16 protein-coding genes and 1 pseudogene are annotated in these 16260 nt (G+C 41.9%); 12 read left to right on the plus strand and 5 right to left on the minus strand.

Translation table 11 applies throughout. The annotated features are described in order from the left end of the window. Positions 1-102 precede the first annotated feature (102 nt). The 3 genes from K1M91_RS11790 to K1M91_RS11800 form a co-directional block, all read right to left on the minus strand. The gene (locus K1M91_RS11790; protein WP_232801962.1) at positions 103-1095 is read right to left on the minus strand and encodes a M48 family metallopeptidase; all 993 of its coding nucleotides are present in this window, start codon (positions 1093-1095) and stop codon (positions 103-105) included. Continuing rightward, the gene (locus K1M91_RS11795; protein ID WP_232801963.1) at positions 1095-2192 is read right to left on the minus strand and encodes a YjgN family protein; all 1098 of its coding nucleotides are present in this window, start codon (positions 2190-2192) and stop codon (positions 1095-1097) included. Before K1M91_RS11795 ends, K1M91_RS11790 begins: the two co-directional genes overlap by 1 nt. Positions 2193-2369: 177 nt before the next feature. After that, positions 2370-2981: an acetate uptake transporter gene (locus K1M91_RS11800; RefSeq protein ID WP_232801964.1), complete on the minus strand. Its 612-nt coding sequence runs from the start codon at positions 2979-2981 to the stop codon at positions 2370-2372. A gap of 679 nt (positions 2982-3660) precedes the next feature. On the opposite strand from K1M91_RS11800, the gene K1M91_RS11805 reads away from it, so the two are divergent. From K1M91_RS11805 to K1M91_RS11845, 9 genes and pseudogenes are all read left to right on the plus strand, one after another. Next, on the plus strand, positions 3661-4422 hold the full coding sequence (locus K1M91_RS11805) for an ABC transporter ATP-binding protein (protein WP_303512388.1): 762 nt from the start codon (positions 3661-3663) through the stop codon (positions 4420-4422). A 125-nt stretch (positions 4423-4547) separates the two neighbouring features. Beyond that, the gene (locus tag K1M91_RS11810; protein WP_232801966.1) at positions 4548-5318 is read left to right on the plus strand and encodes an ABC transporter substrate-binding protein; all 771 of its coding nucleotides are present in this window, start codon (positions 4548-4550) and stop codon (positions 5316-5318) included. A gap of 61 nt (positions 5319-5379) precedes the next feature. Further along, positions 5380-6123, plus strand: coding sequence for an ABC transporter permease (locus tag K1M91_RS11815; protein ID WP_232801967.1), 744 nt, complete (start codon positions 5380-5382; stop codon positions 6121-6123). Between the two features lie 3 nt (positions 6124-6126). Continuing rightward, positions 6127-6870, plus strand: a complete 744-nt coding sequence (locus tag K1M91_RS11820; RefSeq protein WP_232801968.1) for an ABC transporter permease — start codon at positions 6127-6129, stop codon at positions 6868-6870. A gap of 54 nt (positions 6871-6924) precedes the next feature. Next, positions 6925-7611 (plus strand): TIGR01621 family pseudouridine synthase, encoded by a 687-nt coding sequence (locus tag K1M91_RS11825; RefSeq protein WP_232801969.1) that lies wholly within the window; start codon positions 6925-6927, stop codon positions 7609-7611. A 335-nt stretch (positions 7612-7946) separates the two neighbouring features. Next, a complete protein-coding gene (locus tag K1M91_RS11830) occupies positions 7947-8156 on the plus strand; it encodes a cold-shock protein (protein ID WP_232801970.1) in 210 nt (69 codons plus the stop codon). A gap of 307 nt (positions 8157-8463) precedes the next feature. Next, on the plus strand, positions 8464-8889 hold the full coding sequence (locus tag K1M91_RS11835) for a hypothetical protein (RefSeq protein WP_232801971.1): 426 nt from the start codon (positions 8464-8466) through the stop codon (positions 8887-8889). 45 nt (positions 8890-8934) lie between these two features. Next, a pseudogene (locus K1M91_RS11840) lies at positions 8935-9228 on the plus strand (sulfatase-like hydrolase/transferase); the annotation flags it as partial. A 12-nt stretch (positions 9229-9240) separates the two neighbouring features. Continuing rightward, positions 9241-9417 carry a hypothetical protein gene (locus K1M91_RS11845; RefSeq protein WP_232801973.1) on the plus strand — a complete coding sequence of 59 codons (177 nt, stop codon included), beginning with the start codon at positions 9241-9243 and terminating at the stop codon, positions 9415-9417. Between the two features lie 107 nt (positions 9418-9524). On the opposite strand, the gene K1M91_RS11850 is transcribed toward K1M91_RS11845, so the two are convergent. Then, the gene (locus K1M91_RS11850; protein ID WP_232801974.1) at positions 9525-10739 is read right to left on the minus strand and encodes a sugar efflux transporter; all 1215 of its coding nucleotides are present in this window, start codon (positions 10737-10739) and stop codon (positions 9525-9527) included. 150 nt (positions 10740-10889) lie between these two features. Between K1M91_RS11850 and K1M91_RS11855 the strand changes: the two genes are divergently transcribed. The 3 genes from K1M91_RS11855 (at position 10890) to K1M91_RS11865 (ending at position 14541) form a co-directional block, all read left to right on the plus strand. After that, positions 10890-11759 (plus strand): AraC family transcriptional regulator, encoded by an 870-nt coding sequence (locus K1M91_RS11855; protein ID WP_232801975.1) that lies wholly within the window; start codon positions 10890-10892, stop codon positions 11757-11759. A 59-nt stretch (positions 11760-11818) separates the two neighbouring features. Then, positions 11819-12481, plus strand: a complete 663-nt coding sequence (locus K1M91_RS11860; RefSeq protein WP_232801976.1) for a DUF2913 family protein — start codon at positions 11819-11821, stop codon at positions 12479-12481. A gap of 206 nt (positions 12482-12687) precedes the next feature. After that, entirely contained in the window at positions 12688-14541 is a 1854-nt protein-coding gene (locus K1M91_RS11865) for a methyl-accepting chemotaxis protein (RefSeq protein WP_232801977.1), read from the plus strand. A 37-nt stretch (positions 14542-14578) separates the two neighbouring features. Here the strand turns inward: K1M91_RS11865 and K1M91_RS11870 are convergent, their stop codons facing one another. After that, a complete protein-coding gene (locus tag K1M91_RS11870) occupies positions 14579-16165 on the minus strand; it encodes a DUF3612 domain-containing protein (RefSeq protein WP_232801978.1) in 1587 nt (528 codons plus the stop codon). Positions 16166-16260: the final 95 nt, after the last annotated feature.

Genomic DNA, 16260 nt, shown 5'->3' on the forward strand with positions numbered 1-16260 from the left:
GTCATCCCTGAAAACGAAATTTTGCCGTAAAACATACTTTATCTGGCTGCGATAGGCTTAAACAGAGCTGAGCTTGAATAGTATCCTTGCTGCTTGTTGATCTCATTCAACAGCGGTAAGTCTTTCCAAGCGTTCTTTTGGCGCGGGGTGCGATGACAGATAATCCCTCAGGCTTTCTTTTTTGTCGATTTCATGGGCTTGGTAAATCTTGTTTAAGGCGCCCATTAGTGCCGTTCTGGGGATGTTATGTTGCTTTAAAAAGTCCATCGCATAATCATCTGCCTCGCGTTCAAAGTCTCGCGAGTAGCCTTGCTCGAGCAACAGCGTTGGCAGCGCGGCAATAGTGGATGAGGCCCCTGCAGCATCACCTGTGATCAAGGTATAAACAAACAGTAATAATGAGCTGCGGATCAGGGCTTGTAAGCCATGCTTATGCTCAACGTGCCCGAGCTCATGACCTAACACGGCCAGCAGCTCTTGGTCAGTCGTTATGTTTATCAATTCATCGGTAAAAATTAATATACCATTGGGTAGGGCGATAGCGTTTGCGCCTAACACTTCGCTACTGCGAATGAGCACTCGCTGGTCTGGGCTTAAATACGGTTTAAATAAGGTTTGTAAGGTTTGTTGTTTCTCATCACTTAATTCAGAGGGATCGAAAAGCGTGCGGTCGACGATTTCTAAGCTTTGACTGCCTAATAGCTTACTGGTGTTGTCAGGCAATGTTTGAGCAATTAACTGGGTACTGGCTGGCACGCCCCAAATAAAAAAGCAGACACAAAAAATCAAGGTGAAAATCAGGCTAGGTATTATATAACGCAGCTTACTTTCTAGCAGATGTAAGCTTAAACCATGGTTGCGTTGGCGCTTACTCAGGGTATCCAAAGCATCATTATCTTGGCTTTCAAAGCTACTGCCATCGGGAAAATAAACCCAACGATTGCCATTGCCTATTCGCGGTGCGATATCGAGTTCATCAAGGCTTAAGTAAATGTCAGTTTGGTTGATGCTTACTCTGTTCTCTGCGTGCAAAATAAGTGCGCTGCTTAGGGCAGCGCTGCTTTTTCCTGAGTAGTAAACGCCGGATATTTCCATTAAATGGCTAATTCCACATCAAATATGCCAGCGGCTTCGTCACCTAATGCGCCGACTTTTTTGATTTCTCCAGCGATGATGTTATCGAGATTATCACTTACGATCACTTGAATGCAGCATGCCTGATAACGTGTCATGCGTATGGCTGCCCAAGGATAAGCCAAGCCTAAACTGAATATAATGGCTAAGGTATTGGTAAATTGAATGATCGCCATTTGAGAAAAATTGAGATCCGCGTAAAAGCGGTGCTCATCTAACGACAAATTGTTGAAAATGAGGTTGGTGGTTTTGGTTTTGATAAATGCCCACATCAGCAAGTATAAGGCCAAATATAATACGATAACGATGGATGCACCGCTTGAAGCCAGCCAAATCATCAATGCTGATGATTCGTCAGCAGCAGATGCCAACCCAGCAAACAAAGCGAAAACCATGCCTATTATCATCATGGCGGTCGATATACCAGCCGCAATCGCCATGGCGATAAGGTAAATAATAAACATTTCAGAGATTTTACCGTTATAGCGAAACGACGTTGTGCCCATGCTGCTGTGGTTGATGACAAATTCGTAGTACTTATGCTTGATCAGTGGAATGATTAAGCCAAATGTCACAATAATCAATAATGGCCACAGCAACACTATTTGGAATGCTTCGCCATAGCTGGCTTCAAAGTTAAATCGTATACCGCGAAATGACGTCATGCGTGCGTTAAAGGCAAGGGCTCGGATCACAATCCAAGGTAATGCAATCACAAATATCAACATTACCGGGAGTGCGATAATTGGCATGCTATTGACGGCAAAAGAATATAAAACAAACAATACAACAGCAATAATACGGCCTTTTAAAATATTTAAAGGTTGGCCATGGTATTGAAAACCAGTGCCATTGATTAAGGTATTGGTGTGAAAATATTGCTGTGTACGTACTTTCGCCCAAGCTGAGTAAATACCAAGAGTGACAATCGATAACGCGATGTTGACTATCCAAATTTTAAAGTATTCACCCGCCTGTCCAGTAAAGTTGACGCGGTAATAAGCGGTTTTTTTATTGGCTAATCCAGTACTGTTAACTTGGGGTTGATCGTTTGACAAGGCGGACTCCGCAATTTGCATGATTAAGATTGATAAAAGAATTAACAAATAGCTGTTAACAAAATAAAGCTGAAGATAATATCAATTAGCGGTTTGTTGGGCTAGATTTTCTCGCCTTTGATGAAACCCTAGACAAAAAAAATGAGCCATATGGCTCATTTTTTGTCGAAGCTATGATTAAGCAGCTTGCGCAACGCTGGTTTCATTTTCAGCTACGGCTGGCTCCGGTTTCTTATTACCTAAGGGTAATACTTCACGGCCGAGCTCACCATTAATAACGGTCGCCATGGCGGTATAAATAGCGCTCGCGCCACAAACAATCCCTTCAAAGCCTGCTAAGGTGCCAATAAAAGCAGAGCCGGTGAAATCTCGTGCCGCCAGTAAGAAGAATAAAAGGGTTAGGCTAGCAAAGATAAATTGCGTTGCTTTATTGTGGCTTAGGGTTCCGACAAACATGAATGCGGTAAAAATCCCCCACATTAAAAGGTAAAATCCCATGTAAGCATGAGGGGTGGCTTCTGCTAAACCTAGCTCCGGCAAAATAAGTAATACGACTAAGCTGATCCAGAAAAAGCCGTAAGAAGTAAAAGCGGTTAAACCAAACGTATTGCCTTTTTTAAACTCTAACACGCCTGCTATTATCTGAGCCAACCCGCCGTAACACAGCCCCATTGCTAAGATCATGGCACTAATAGGAAAAAATCCTGCATTATGAATATTCAGTAATACTGTAGTCATGCCAAAGCCCATTAAGCCAAGTGGGCCTGGATTTGCGTAGTTTGTCGACACGTTAGTTTGTCCCTTTAAATTAGCAGAGAGTGAAAGTGCGCGAAATGTAGCAGGATGTAGATCACATTCCTAGCATATTTTTTAATATTTTAACGATTTAATCTGACTGTAAAATACTGGTTTCAAAACTGCGCAAACTTACTAACAATTCAATAACAAAGTTAACGGGCCTTGGCACTTTTCAGTGGTAATTTGTTTGTTTTGAGTGTGTTTTTATCGGTTGTTTTAGATTTTAAAATAGCGTTTAGCACTGTTTTTTTTTTAATATTTAATGCTATGTTTTTTGTTATTCAATATGGCTGGTTGATATGGCTAAGTTGACTCTTTTTTCAAACTTATTCGCTGGGTTTAGTGCGTCGTTGATATAACTTTTAGTCAGTTTTTTTGCTTTTTTGTTTGATTGTTAGCCATATTAATGAGTGTCGGGCTTAAAAATCGTCTATTTCGATCCAGTTATCAAAAAAATCGTATTTTGACTAAATATGCTTTATTGGTGAATTGTTAGATGTTAGATTCGTCGCCTTTAATGGCGGTTTCTATGGCTTTGCAAATCATTGACCATAGGATATGTTGTTATAATACTGTTCAATAATGGTTTGGCCTTTTTGATTGTTACGCTTCATTAACAAGGTTCATACTTCATACCAACGTCAAGGATTGCGAAATTATAATGAATGCTATACCCACATTAGAAGTTAAGGCACTGCATAAAAAATTCGGTAATAACGAAGTCCTTAAAGGTATAGATTTGATCGCGAACCAAGGTGATGTCATTTCTATCTTGGGATCATCAGGCTCTGGTAAAAGTACATTTTTGCGTTGTATTAATTTATTAGAAATGCCCAATGCCGGTGACGTTTATGTAAAAGGTGAGCTGATCCAAATGAAACCTTTGAAGAATGGCGAACGTATTCCAGCAAATCAAAAGCAGGTTGAAGCCATTCGCGCGCGCTTAGCCATGGTGTTTCAAGGTTTTAACTTATGGTCTCACATGACCGTATTAGAAAATATTATTGAAGCGCCTGTGCATGTCCTGGGCATGCCCAAAAAACAAGCCATTGAAGCGGCGCATGAATACCTAAACAAAGTTGGGTTATATGATCGCCGCGAATATTATCCTGGCCATTTGTCTGGCGGCCAGCAGCAGCGTGCAGCGATTGCCAGAGCATTAGCAGTAGACCCTGAAGTGATGTTATTTGACGAGCCTACCTCAGCGTTAGATCCTGAATTGGTTGGGGAAGTGCTTACGGTAATGAGAAATCTAGCCGAGGAGGGACGCACTATGTTAGTGGTGACCCATGAAATGGCATTTGCTCGCGATGTATCAAATAAAGTGATGTTTTTACATCAAGGCTTAGTTGAAGAGCAAGGCGAACCGGAGCAAATTTTTACCCAGCCAAAATCAGAACGCTTTAAACAATTCATATCATCTGTGTATTAAGAGAAGCATTACTATACTAAAAAAGCGTTACCGCTTGATATACACGACTGATAAACAAAATTATAAGTAGTACAAACACAACAACAAACCTGTTTAACTTGTTAGCAAACGAAAAGGGAAATCAGATGAAAAAATTGATCATCGCTGCAGCTATGATGCTTACTGTCGCAGGCAGTGTGCATGCTAAAGAATGGAAAAATGTACGCATTGGTATTGAAGGCGCTTACCCTCCATTTAGTTGGACCGAGCCAAACGGTGAAGTAAAAGGTTTTGATATTGATATCGCTAATGCCCTTTGTGAAGAAATGAAGGTGAAATGCACTTTAGTGAAACAGGATTGGGACGGCATCATTCCTGCACTGTTGGCACGCAAATACGATGCGATTATCGCGACCATGGATATTACCGAAGAGCGTAAAAAGAAAGTTGCGTTCTCAGATAAATATCAACATATTCCAGCGCGTTTTGCTGCGAAAAAAGGCACCGCCATTGAATTAACCGCTGAGTTTATGTCTGATAAGCGCATTGGTGTGCAACGTGCAACATCGATGGATACTTATGTGACAGACAACTTTCCAAAAGCGCAAGTTAAACGTTACGGCACGGCTGATGAGGCTTATTTAGACCTTAAATCGGGCCGCCTTGATTACGTAATGATCGATTCTGCTGCTATTTCTGATGGCCTATTGAACAAGCCTGGTGGTGATGCATTTGAATTTGTTGGTCCAAAATTAAACGATCCACGTTGGTTTGGTGAAGGTGCAGGCATTGCGATGCGTAAAAACGACACTGAACTAAAAGCCAAGTTTGACGCAGCTATTAAAGCGATTCGCGCCAATGGCAAGTATAAAGAGCTACAAGATAAGTATTTTGACTTTGATGTTTACGGCGACTAATTGCCAAATTTGATAGGGGGCTAAGGCTCCCTTTTCTTTCAAGCACATGTAAGTACTTATTATGTTGTTAGACCTACAAGGCTATGAAAGCACTATTTTGTCTGGTGCTTGGGTCACATTACAAGTGGCATTATTGTCATTATTCGTTGCCGTTGTACTAGGCATGCTTGGCGCGCTGGCAAAGTTGTCTTCTATTACTTTTTTGCGCTGGTGGGCAACCCTCTATACCACAGTGATCCGTGGTATCCCTGATTTGATTTTAATGATGCTGATCTTTTTCGGTGGTCAAATCTTCATTAATGAATTTAACGTTACGATTAATGATTGGCTCAATGAGTATTTTCAAGGGCAAGACGCTGCTCATGAATGGGTCAGTTATTTACCGGATTATGTTGACGTCAGTCCGTTCTTTGCAGGCGTAGCGACGATAGGTTTTATTTTTGGCGCTTATATGGCCGAAACTTTTCGTGGTGCCATTATTGCAGTCGATAAAGGCCAACTAGAAGCTGCAAGAGCTTATGGCATGAGTAGCTGGATGGTATTTCGTCGAGTGATGTTTCCGCAAATGATGCGCCATGCCTTACCGGGCTTTGGTAATAATTGGTTGGTTTTGCTCAAAACAACGGCCCTTGTTTCTATCATAGGTTTAGAAGACATGGTTAAAGCGGCCGGCGATGCGGGTGGCTCGACACAAATGCCATTTACTTTTTACTTTGTGGTGGCGTTAGTTTTCTTAGTCTTTACCGCTATTTCGACCAGCTTGTTAAGTCATGCTGAGAAAAAATACGCAATAGTGTCGAGGTAGCCAATGTCATTAGAAGCTTTTTTTCTTTGGTTTAGCCAGTTTGAGTATGTTCAGTTATTGATAAACGAGTGGCCATTGTATTTATCTGGTCTTTGGACCACCCTTTGGTTAGTTGCCTTATCCTTATTCCTTGGTTTATTTATTGCTGTGCCAGCGGGCATTATGAATAACAGCAACAATTGGGCGATTAAATTTCCTGCGTGGGCGTTTATCTACTTTTTCCGTGGCACACCATTATTGATTCAACTGTTCCTGATTTATTACGGAGCGGGTCAGTTTTTGGCAAATAATGAACACCCTATTGCGTTAGCCATATGGCCTTGGTTTCAAGAAGCCTGGTTTTGTGCCTTATTGGCCTTTACCTTAAACACCGGCGCATACACCGCAGAAATAGTGAGGGGCAGTATCAATACCATGCCTTCAGGTGAAATTGAAGCTGCTAAGGCCTATGGTTTAAGTCGGTTTAAGATCATGTCGCGCATAGTGCTGCCTAGCTCGTTTCGACGCGCTTTACCTGCATACAGCAATGAGGTTATCTTTATGCTACATGGCAGTGCGCTAGCAGGGGTGGTCACTATCGTTGATTTAACGGGTGCCGCACGGATTGTAAACTCACGCTACTACGCGCCTTTTGAAGCCTTCATCACGGCCGGCATACTTTATATGATGACAACGTTTGTGATTGTATTCTTATTTAAAAAGTGGGAAGCGCGCTGGCATAAACATCTCAAGCCGCTCAAGGTATAATCATGTTGAAAAGGGCCCTTCTGGCCCTTTTTTCTTTTTAGGGGCGGGTATTCGATGTTTGAATTAGTGGCAGATGAAGCGGATTTTGTGGTGATCAATAAAGCCGACAATTGTAATTTTCACAGTGAAGACGGCGAAGCTGGGCTAGTGGTTGAGGTTGAACGTGCCTTATCTTTGAAGTTATACAGCGTGCATCGACTCGATAAAATGACGTCAGGAATTTTAATATTGGCCAAGTCATCCACTGCCGCGGCAGCCTTTACGCAATTGTTTGCGCAGCGGAAAATGAGCAAGTTTTACCTCGCCTTAAGCATGCAAAAGCCCAATAAAAAACAAGGGTTGATAAAAGGCGATATGGAAAAAAGCCGCCGTGGCAGTTGGAAGCTAACTAAAAGCCAACATAATCCAGCTGTTACCCAATTTTTTAGTCAAAGCTTAGTGCCCGGCATTCGCCTTTATCTACTTAAGCCCGCCACGGGTAAAACCCATCAGTTGCGTGTGGCGCTGAAAAGCATTGCTGCTCCTATCTTAGGTGACATGCGCTATGGCCAAGATGAGAGCGATCGCGGCTATTTGCATGCTTACCAATTAAGCTTTCGTTATGGTGAGAAAGATTACTTCTATCAAGTTGCTCCTAGCCGTGGCGATTGGTTTATGCGCCCTGAATGTCAGCAGCAATTACAGGCATTAGGCGATCTTAGTCATTTGAATTGGCCAGAAATAAATACGACTTATTCATAGCCTTTTGAGGTAGTGGTAATTGTGTAATGTTCTCATAGCGTTAAAATTTCTGAAACAAATACACCTTTTGTAGTTTTGTGTTACTTGTTGATTGTAATCGTTTTTTCATATTTATGTTATCTTGATTTAAAGGCTGTTTTTACGGTGTAAAATTCGTTGACTTAACGTACAGGGGGTTTATAATCTTTTTAGCTTGAAAGTACGGTTTATATTTATGCGCACCATCCGGATTAAAGATTTACCTCTTAAATCCTGTTTTCATAAGTAATAGCAACACTTCCAGCAAAACAACGAGCTCGATGAGCTTATTACTCTTGATTTACAGGAAATAGATTATGTCTAATACAACTACTGGTACAGTAAAATGGTTTAACGAAGCTAAAGGTTTCGGTTTCATTCAACAAGAGAATGGCCCTGACGTTTTTGCTCACTTCCGTGCAATTACTGGTACTGGTTTCAAAACTTTAGCTGAAGGTCAAAAAGTTCAGTTTGAAGTTACTCAAGGCCAAAAAGGTCCTCAAGCTGAGAACATCGTACCGCTATAATGGTGCATTTCTGATGGCTCACTATTAAGTAGTGTAGAATCAGAAAATGATGTAAACAGTTGATAAAACGAGACGATAAGTCTCGTTTTTTTTGTCTATATTTTAGCGTTGGCACTCAATGTAGACATAGTAACGTGAGTCTGCTTGCATAAATTGCTCTAAAATTATTACTGCACGACCAAACACTCGCCAATCATCACCCTAAGTAACATACGGCCTCGTACGCCGGACTGATATTTACTCGCTTGAGTATTTCTCAGTTTGAAGGGATTCACAACTGGTTAACCAGTTTACGTAGAGCGGATTTATGTTGCAGCAAAAGTACTACCTTTCTCCTTTTTTACGTTTTATTGGCGTCAGTCTGGTTATATTAACCTTGCCGCGAATGGGATTAGCCTTTTGGTTTAATGAGCGCATTGAGGGGGAGGAAGCTTGGCTACAAATACTTCTTCAAGGGCTCCGGGTCGATTTTTTAAGCTTATGCTGGCTGTTGATATTACCTGCGTTTATCCATTGCTTAATCCCAAATCAGGCTACATGGCAAAAGTATTGGCTGTTCGCCTTGCGCTGCTGGTTTGTGGCCAGCCTATGGTTATTGGTTTATATGGAACTAGCCACTCCCACCTTCATTTCAGAGTATGATCTACGGCCGAACCGTCTGTTTGTTGAATACCTTATTTACCCTAAAGAAGTCATCAGCATGTTATGGCAAGGATATAAATACCCGCAATAACACGGTTAAGTATTCTGATTGGGCTATCGGTGAGTTTTTAAGCAAGCAAAACAATCGAGTTATTGGGATAATACTATTTTTATTGTGATAGCCGATCATGATCATGACAACAGCCCCAAAACGGGGGCATTAGTGCCAGTCGATCGTTTTCACATTCCGGCTCTTATTTTGGGTAAGGGAATTACAGCACGCCAAGATCAGCGTTTAGTTAGTAATATTGATATGCCACCTACGCTGCTCTCTTTGATTGGGGCAAAATTAGGCCACGATATGACAAAAACGTTATTACCAAACCAAGAGCGGGCATTAATGCAGTTTGATAGGAATTTTGGCTATTAAACTAATGACAAGATGATAGTCTTCGCGCCGGAAAAAGCGCCCCAGGCATTTACCTATGATGCTCAAAACAATCAGCAGCAGGTGACGACGATGTCACAGGACGAACAGCTTAATGCTCAAGCCCACGCGTTGTGGGGCAGCCTTGCATATCAAAAGGGTTTATATCAAGCGGTTAAATTAGCGCCTTAAAGGGCTAAGCGGGATAGTCCATCATCGACTATTCCGCTTAATCAAGGATGATGATTTGGGTCCTAAATAAAGTAAGTCTGTTATTTATGCTCGCTTAGCAATGCAGGCTATGCTGAAGTTTGGCTGCTGGTTAGCAGCTTATTTTGCTGACTCGTTCTAAGCATTACACCCAAAAGGATAGTTAAAGCCAGTATACTGGCCACTAATGAGCCAATAAAAACAGCGTAATAATCGAAGTATTGTGCAATTAGACCCACGCACAAACTGCCTACTAACATGCTCAGCTGCTGTGCGCTGCTAAACAGTGTGGTGCCCAGTCCCATTTGACTACGCATTAAATCTTGCATCACAATCATGCCAAGACTGGCGGTTATCGCAATAAAAATGCCATTGAACAGTTGCAGTGCAAGTAACTGCCAAATGTTTGTCAAAACAAGCAAGCCGCTGTAATAGATTATGCCAGAAATAACGCCGACGATAAGTAGTCGGGTTGTCCCTATTTTATTTGCTAAGCTACCCGCTAACACCATAAATGGAATTTCCACAAATGCAGCCATTCCCATTAGATAGCCAGCCCATTGTGCGCTGTATGTGAGCTCTTTGGTAAGGTAGATAGGTAGTGCTGTAATATACATATTGTTAGCAGAAAACATGGCGAGCGTGCTAAGTAAAAACAAAGCAACACCTGGGATCAGCAGCCAATGCTGGGCATTCGGTACCGGCTCATCGTTGCTGCTAGGTTGGTCTGCTAGAGATTTTGAGTGATCAGGTAGATAGCTGATTAACAACAACATCGATAATGCCAACAGGCCAGAGCAAACAAACGTGGCGGTAAAGCCTAATTGCTCTTTGAGTAAAAAGGCGATGGGCGGGCCGACTACCCAAGCTAAGGCTATTCCCGCACGTATCACTGATAAAAATTGCGCGCTGTTATTGTTCAGCTCTTTATCGGCGTAAAGACGGCCTAATGTGAAAATTTGTGGTAAGGCTGCACCGCCCACACTTAAGAAGACAATAGCGGCGACAAGTGCGATGTAATAATCACGGGTAAAAGCAAGAATAACCACGCCAATAAAAAAGCTAATTTGTGCTGCGCTTAGTATGGCGCTTCTGCTCCAATGTGAATCAGATTTTTTACCTAAATACATCGAAGCAATCACACTACTTAGCACCATCACCACTAAGAAAACCCCCATCTCTAATGGTGAGCAGCCAATAGCATCTACCAAATATAAGCTAGTAAGTGGAAAAACAAGGGCCGTGCTGAGACCGGAAATAAAGGTCGTGACTATAAATATTATAGAGACGGGATTTTTTATCATGTTACTGCCTTGATTAGGGATTATTTTGGTCAATCTGATGGCGTTAATGTAGGTGTTTGACAGGGGAAAAGTGATTCATTTGTTTCAGCTTCTGATACTATAAGGTCGTTCGGTTGGGCATAAATGAATAAATAGAATAAAGAAGTAGGAATGAAACCTTATATTGAAAAAATGTGTGGCGATCACACGCGACCTTGGCGAGTGATGCATTACCAATGTACAGAGAGTCATTTCGATTGGCACTACCATCTAGAATACGAAATAGTGCTTAAGCGCGACTGTGCTGGTAAGCTGTTCGTGGGCGATGCTATTTTGCCATTTAGCCACAATACCTTGGCTTTATTTGGCCCTCATTTACCTCACACCAATACTATCGACTCACTGCTCAATAATGCTGTTCACAATGATACATTTGTGATTTGGTTTAGTGGTCAATGGATTAATAGCCTGATTAAGCTACTGCCGGAATATCAAGGGATCCAGCGCATGCTAAAGCGTGGTAATCAAGGGCTTTTATTCAGTCAGCAAGCCGCAGAACAAGTTTATCAGCACCTTCAATTTCATGCTCAGTCCAGTCCGCTGAAACAAGTGAATGATGTTCTTGCTATTTTAGCTATCATGGCTGAGTCATCTGAGCAAAAACTAATCACATCCAGCTCACAACCCTATGTTGAAGAAACCGAAAAACAGCATAACAAGCTGACGAAGGCCACCGCGTTTATTGAGCAGTATTATCACACACCGATCCTTGTCGATGACTTATGCCAACATTTACATATGAGTAAGAGCAGCGTTTATCGCATGTTTGAAAAACATTTTAACAACAGTTTTTCAGTGCACCTTGCCCAGTACCGTATTGGCAAAGCTTGTGAGCAGTTGATTAATAAAAATCAGGCCATCTCAGCCATCGCTAATCGTGTCGGGTTTAATAATTTGGCTAACTTTAATCGTCAATTTAAGCGCTACAAAGGCATGAAACCGAGCGAGTTTCGCCAGCAGTTTTCGCAGTCAAAGTCATGAAGCATAGTCAGCGAAATACAAAATAGGTAAAATAGTGTTTTTTTACTTTGAGTTTTTCAATGTCCAGCCAAGCCAGTCCTACATTTGCTAAAGCAGTTTATGATTTAGCTAGCATCGCACTTAACGAGTTAGAGCAAGCTCACTTAGATGGCAGCGTCTCTCGTACCCCAGTAAATCAAACCCATTACCTTAATGCTTGGGTGACTAAAGCGATTAAAACACAGCGTTTTGAGCATTGTGTCGCGGCTGTTTTATTGGTCTGGCAGCAGCAAGGTCGAAGCTTGGGTAAACATGCTCAACTTAAACAGACGTTTGAAAATATCGTTAGAATTTATGGCTCTTTTTTGTCTGAGCAAGGCTCTCTCGCCAAGGTATATGAAACTCAAATTGACGCATTATTTGATCAATTAGCGGAGGCGGGTTGGTCGTTGATCACTGACTCAGTTATTGACCGAAAAATGAAACGCAATAGTGCCGGAATGGACTCTTTGGTGATCTGTCGTCAGCAATATGAACGGGCCATACACCCTGAGGAAAAGCGGCTTATTCGACCGTTATCTTGCTATATTCGTGGTAATGTCGAGCAGTTAATTTCATTAGCTCTAGCGGAAAATTTGCTACTTTTTAAAGTAACGGATTACAAGTCTAAGGTGAAATATCACGGAGAATACATCATTTATCCAAGTAATAATGGCCCTTTTTTAGCTCAATTTCCCGCCTAATCAACATCACTTATTTTCCTGACGAGCCTGCATATTATTAATGTTGCGGGCGTTTGCATCGTTTGCTTAAAAAATAGCTTTTTAATCGATTTTTTTACTCGTTTATCGCGTTATTTTACCACTCGTCCGCATAAAAGCTAATATCCCTTTTATCCACTACTATTGTATTAATTGTTAATTAGATCGATTTAAAGCTGAGGCGCCTCATGTCATTTTCCATTAAACAAGTGTTTTTATTGATCTCATTATTAGTGATATTAGGCATGGGGTTGATGACGTATTTACTCTGGCAAGCCAGTGGTCAGATGCAGCAGTTCGGTTTACAACAGATTCAAGCTAAAGAATTACAATCAGATATGTTGATGTTACGACGTCATGAAAAAGATTTTCTATTACGCAAGAATGAAAAATACATCGACCAGTTTAACCTGCGTTTTGAGCAAATGACGCAGCGCTTAGATTGGTTCAAGCAGTCTTTAGCGCCTGATAGCCATATTCAAACTGACATCCATAACAGTCAGGCTTTGTTAAGCCAATATACGGCTACTTTTCAGAAATTAACAGCAGTCGATAAGCGTATTGGTTTAGACCATAGTCAAGGTCTACAAGCTGCGTTAAAACTAGCCGAAAATAATGTTTATCAAAGCGTACGCTATGTTCAAGATACCAGCAAACAAGCTGATATTATTAAGTTAATATTGCTTGAACAGCATTTTATGGCCAGCCGAGATATTGATTTACATCCTGAGCTTAATCAGCATATTGCCGTTGTTAAAACCAACTTTTCTGATCCTAATAGCTCTCAACATCAGGCTGTCAGCGCTTTTGAACAGGTCAGTAACCAATTAGTTGAATCGCTTATTGAACGTGGACTTGATGAACAGTCAGGGTTAAGGGGAGAGTTAAGGGGGAATATTCATCAAGTGGAAGAAGAGATAGCGCAATTAAGTGACTTATTAGCGTTACAGTCAGCTGCTGCGCTGGATCAAGGTCGTCTAAGTGGTATCAGTATGGCCGCGTTATTAACGACTTTGATAGCCACATTTTTAATTTGGCAATCTATTCGTGTGACTAAGCGCTTAAAATGCGCAACTTCACGTATGGAGGACATTTGCAATGGCGATGGCGATCTTACTCAAAAAATTGAGATTGAAGGCAAAGATGAAATTGCCCGCCTTGCTCATGCGATTAATAGTTTTATTCGCACGACAGCCACGCTGGTAATAGAGATAAAAAATAAAGGTAATATTGTTGGTAGCAGCGCACAAGATAGTGTGGAATTGTCGAACAGCTCTAGCCAAGCCATAGAAGAGCAGCGCAATAAAACCTTAGCTGTTGCTAGCTCTGTAGAGCAAATGATGATAGCTGTAGAGCAAGTCGCCGCGCACACTGAGCAGGTATCCCACAGTGCTGAGCATGCTGATGTCATTATTCGCCAAAGTGATGAAGCCATGCAGCAAGCCCAAAATCGCATTGATAAATTGCAGCAGCAGATAACACAAAGTGTTGATAACATTTCATATTTATCACAAGCGAGCCAAGAAATAGGTCAAGTAGTTGCGGTGATCCGTGAAATTACGGAGCAAACGAATTTATTGGCTCTCAATGCTGCGATTGAAGCGGCGCGAGCGGGTGAATCAGGTAGAGGCTTTGCTGTTGTTGCCGATGAGGTGCGCACGCTGGCGCAGCGTACACAAACATCCACTGTCGATATTGAAAAAATTATTACACAATTACAGCAAGCCGTTCAGCAGTCTTCTAGCTCAATGCAAAGCGGTTTAACACTAGTCGATGGCACTGTTGAGCAAGTCAATCAAGCCAGCGAATATATAAAACAAACGCGTTGTGAATTTGAAAAAATAAAAAACATGACCGCACAAATAGCCGTTGCAACAACAGAGCAAAAAAGCACGGTTGCTCATGTTAGTGATGCCACTCAGAGTATATCTTGTGCTGCGGAACAGTTATTAGCTGATGCGCAACGTAGTCGGACGAGTAACCAAAATTTACAAACTCATGCTGCAGAGATGCAGCATGATGTCGCCCGTTTTGTGGTTTAGAGTGAAAGAAGTGAAGCTAGCGAGTGGGTTTGATTTATTAATTACTTAGTGATTGAATAATCTGTGCTTGTATTTTCTGAACATCAAACACATCTTGCTGACAGGTATCCTTGGCGTAACATTTTGGCTCTCGTGGACACTGGATACCGCGAGCGCAAATTAACCTCGCTTCATTATTTATACCGCGTTCAATCCAGGCAATGTTAAGGATTTGAGCCACGCTGAGTAGGATTTTTTTTATTTTTGCTGGAATAATCGTTTCTCCGCCGTTTTTCATACAAGCTAATTTAAGTTCAGTGGCGATAATGAGACTGTCATGCCCTTGTGCATCCAATGCAGGGTTGAGATCGATTCCAGTACAAAGAACATGATGGTTGCCCGCCAAATCTTCCACTTTAATTGATTCGCAGCAATAGATTTTTGGGATTTCACCTTGATTTAATATCGATATTTGCGCAGCTGTACCAGTAGACGACGTATTTATCATGCGAAATACCGACCAATGCTGGCAAGGATCGTTAACCAAACGCATATTGCCCCAAGGCAAAGGGATGCCATTGCCACGGTACACTGCTTTGAGTTTACCAGGGGCATAGGCATCAAAGTAATGCCAGTGCGGATAGGGTGATACAGCCGTCATCCGCCGCATTACCACAGATTCCGACACCGCTAAATATTCACTGACATTGATCTCATAGCCACGACGATCAAGTAATTGGCGAAAGGGTACTTTAGGGCAAAGCAAGGCGCCGGCAAAAAAACTACATTCAAAGTCTCGCCAAGCATGGAGTATATCTTGGGAGTCTAACGTGGCAGCAGAATGTTGCTGAGAGTGATCTTCGTGTAAGCCATAGCTTTGGTTGCGTCCCGCTACCATCACGCTTTTCACGCCATCATTATTGTGTAATACGCAATGACCGATATGCACGGCCAAATCATATTTCAAGCGGGTTTGTTGCTTTTTAAGTTGTTCATTGAGGTAAACCGTTGCCGGTGGCTCGAAAAACGAGCTGATCACTCGTTTTGATTGTTCGCCTTGATCGTCAATGATTTCTTCACTAGCGCGGTCAAACCACTTAACGGTTAAACCCACATTTTCAGCTATTTCAACTAAGTCTTCGACATGCAGAGGCATTTTTTTATGGCCAACAGACTCAGCGGCACGCTCGAGATCAGGAAAATGATTTTGATGGTGCTCTTGATGAGCGCGGATCAGCAAATGGGCAAATTGTCGACCTGTGGTACCGGTTTGCGACAGCATTTCGGGTATGGCAATTTGTAGCACTTCATCAGAGAACAAGAAGCTTGGCTCAAGCGCCATGCCACTGATGCCACCATGATTGCCTTTGGCCGGAGTAATGTCTTGTGGTTCCGGTTCATCATCTAAAAACCACTGCACCTCTTTTTGAAATACGGTAGCGATGACGGTGAGCATTTCTTCACTGGGGACACGTTTACCGCGCTCGATCATCGATAAGTATGAGACTGATGGCGCTTCTTCTGCACTGACTTTAATGCAGCGCGCAGATAAGTCTTCCAGTGTAAGGTTATTTCGCTTGCGTAAATTGCGGATTTTTGTGCCAAGAAAGTGCGATTGACGGAATAAACTTTTACTATTTTTCATTTTGTAAAATTTACACTGTGAAATTTCTATTGTGAAATTTTAGTCAGTCTTCCTCTACACTTCCATTCAGTGAACAAATAAACACCAACCATTGC

Source organism: Motilimonas sp. E26, assembly GCF_021278025.1.
Classification (GTDB): Bacteria; Pseudomonadota; Gammaproteobacteria; order Enterobacterales; family CBDFNC01; genus Motilimonas.

Excerpts from the sequence above, each read along its gene's own strand:
- K1M91_RS11830 (WP_232801970.1), top strand. The coding sequence starts at position 7,947 with ATGTCTAATACAACTACTGGTACAGTAAAATGGTTTAACGAAGCTAAA.
- K1M91_RS11845 (WP_232801973.1), top strand. The coding sequence starts at position 9,241 with ATGATAGTCTTCGCGCCGGAAAAAGCGCCCCAGGCATTTACCTATGAT.
- K1M91_RS11870 (WP_232801978.1), bottom strand. The coding sequence starts at position 16,165 with ATGAAAAATAGTAAAAGTTTATTCCGTCAATCGCACTTTCTTGGCACA.
- K1M91_RS11815 (WP_232801967.1), top strand. The coding sequence starts at position 5,380 with ATGTTGTTAGACCTACAAGGCTATGAAAGCACTATTTTGTCTGGTGCT.
- K1M91_RS11810 (WP_232801966.1), top strand. The coding sequence starts at position 4,548 with ATGAAAAAATTGATCATCGCTGCAGCTATGATGCTTACTGTCGCAGGC.
- K1M91_RS11820 (WP_232801968.1), top strand. The coding sequence starts at position 6,127 with ATGTCATTAGAAGCTTTTTTTCTTTGGTTTAGCCAGTTTGAGTATGTT.
- K1M91_RS11860 (WP_232801976.1), top strand. The coding sequence starts at position 11,819 with ATGTCCAGCCAAGCCAGTCCTACATTTGCTAAAGCAGTTTATGATTTA.
- K1M91_RS11825 (WP_232801969.1), top strand. The coding sequence starts at position 6,925 with ATGTTTGAATTAGTGGCAGATGAAGCGGATTTTGTGGTGATCAATAAA.
- K1M91_RS11865 (WP_232801977.1), top strand. The coding sequence starts at position 12,688 with ATGTCATTTTCCATTAAACAAGTGTTTTTATTGATCTCATTATTAGTG.
- K1M91_RS11855 (WP_232801975.1), top strand. The coding sequence starts at position 10,890 with ATGAAACCTTATATTGAAAAAATGTGTGGCGATCACACGCGACCTTGG.
- K1M91_RS11790 (WP_232801962.1), bottom strand. The coding sequence starts at position 1,095 with ATGGAAATATCCGGCGTTTACTACTCAGGAAAAAGCAGCGCTGCCCTA.
- K1M91_RS11850 (WP_232801974.1), bottom strand. The coding sequence starts at position 10,739 with ATGATAAAAAATCCCGTCTCTATAATATTTATAGTCACGACCTTTATT.
- K1M91_RS11835 (WP_232801971.1), top strand. The coding sequence starts at position 8,464 with ATGTTGCAGCAAAAGTACTACCTTTCTCCTTTTTTACGTTTTATTGGC.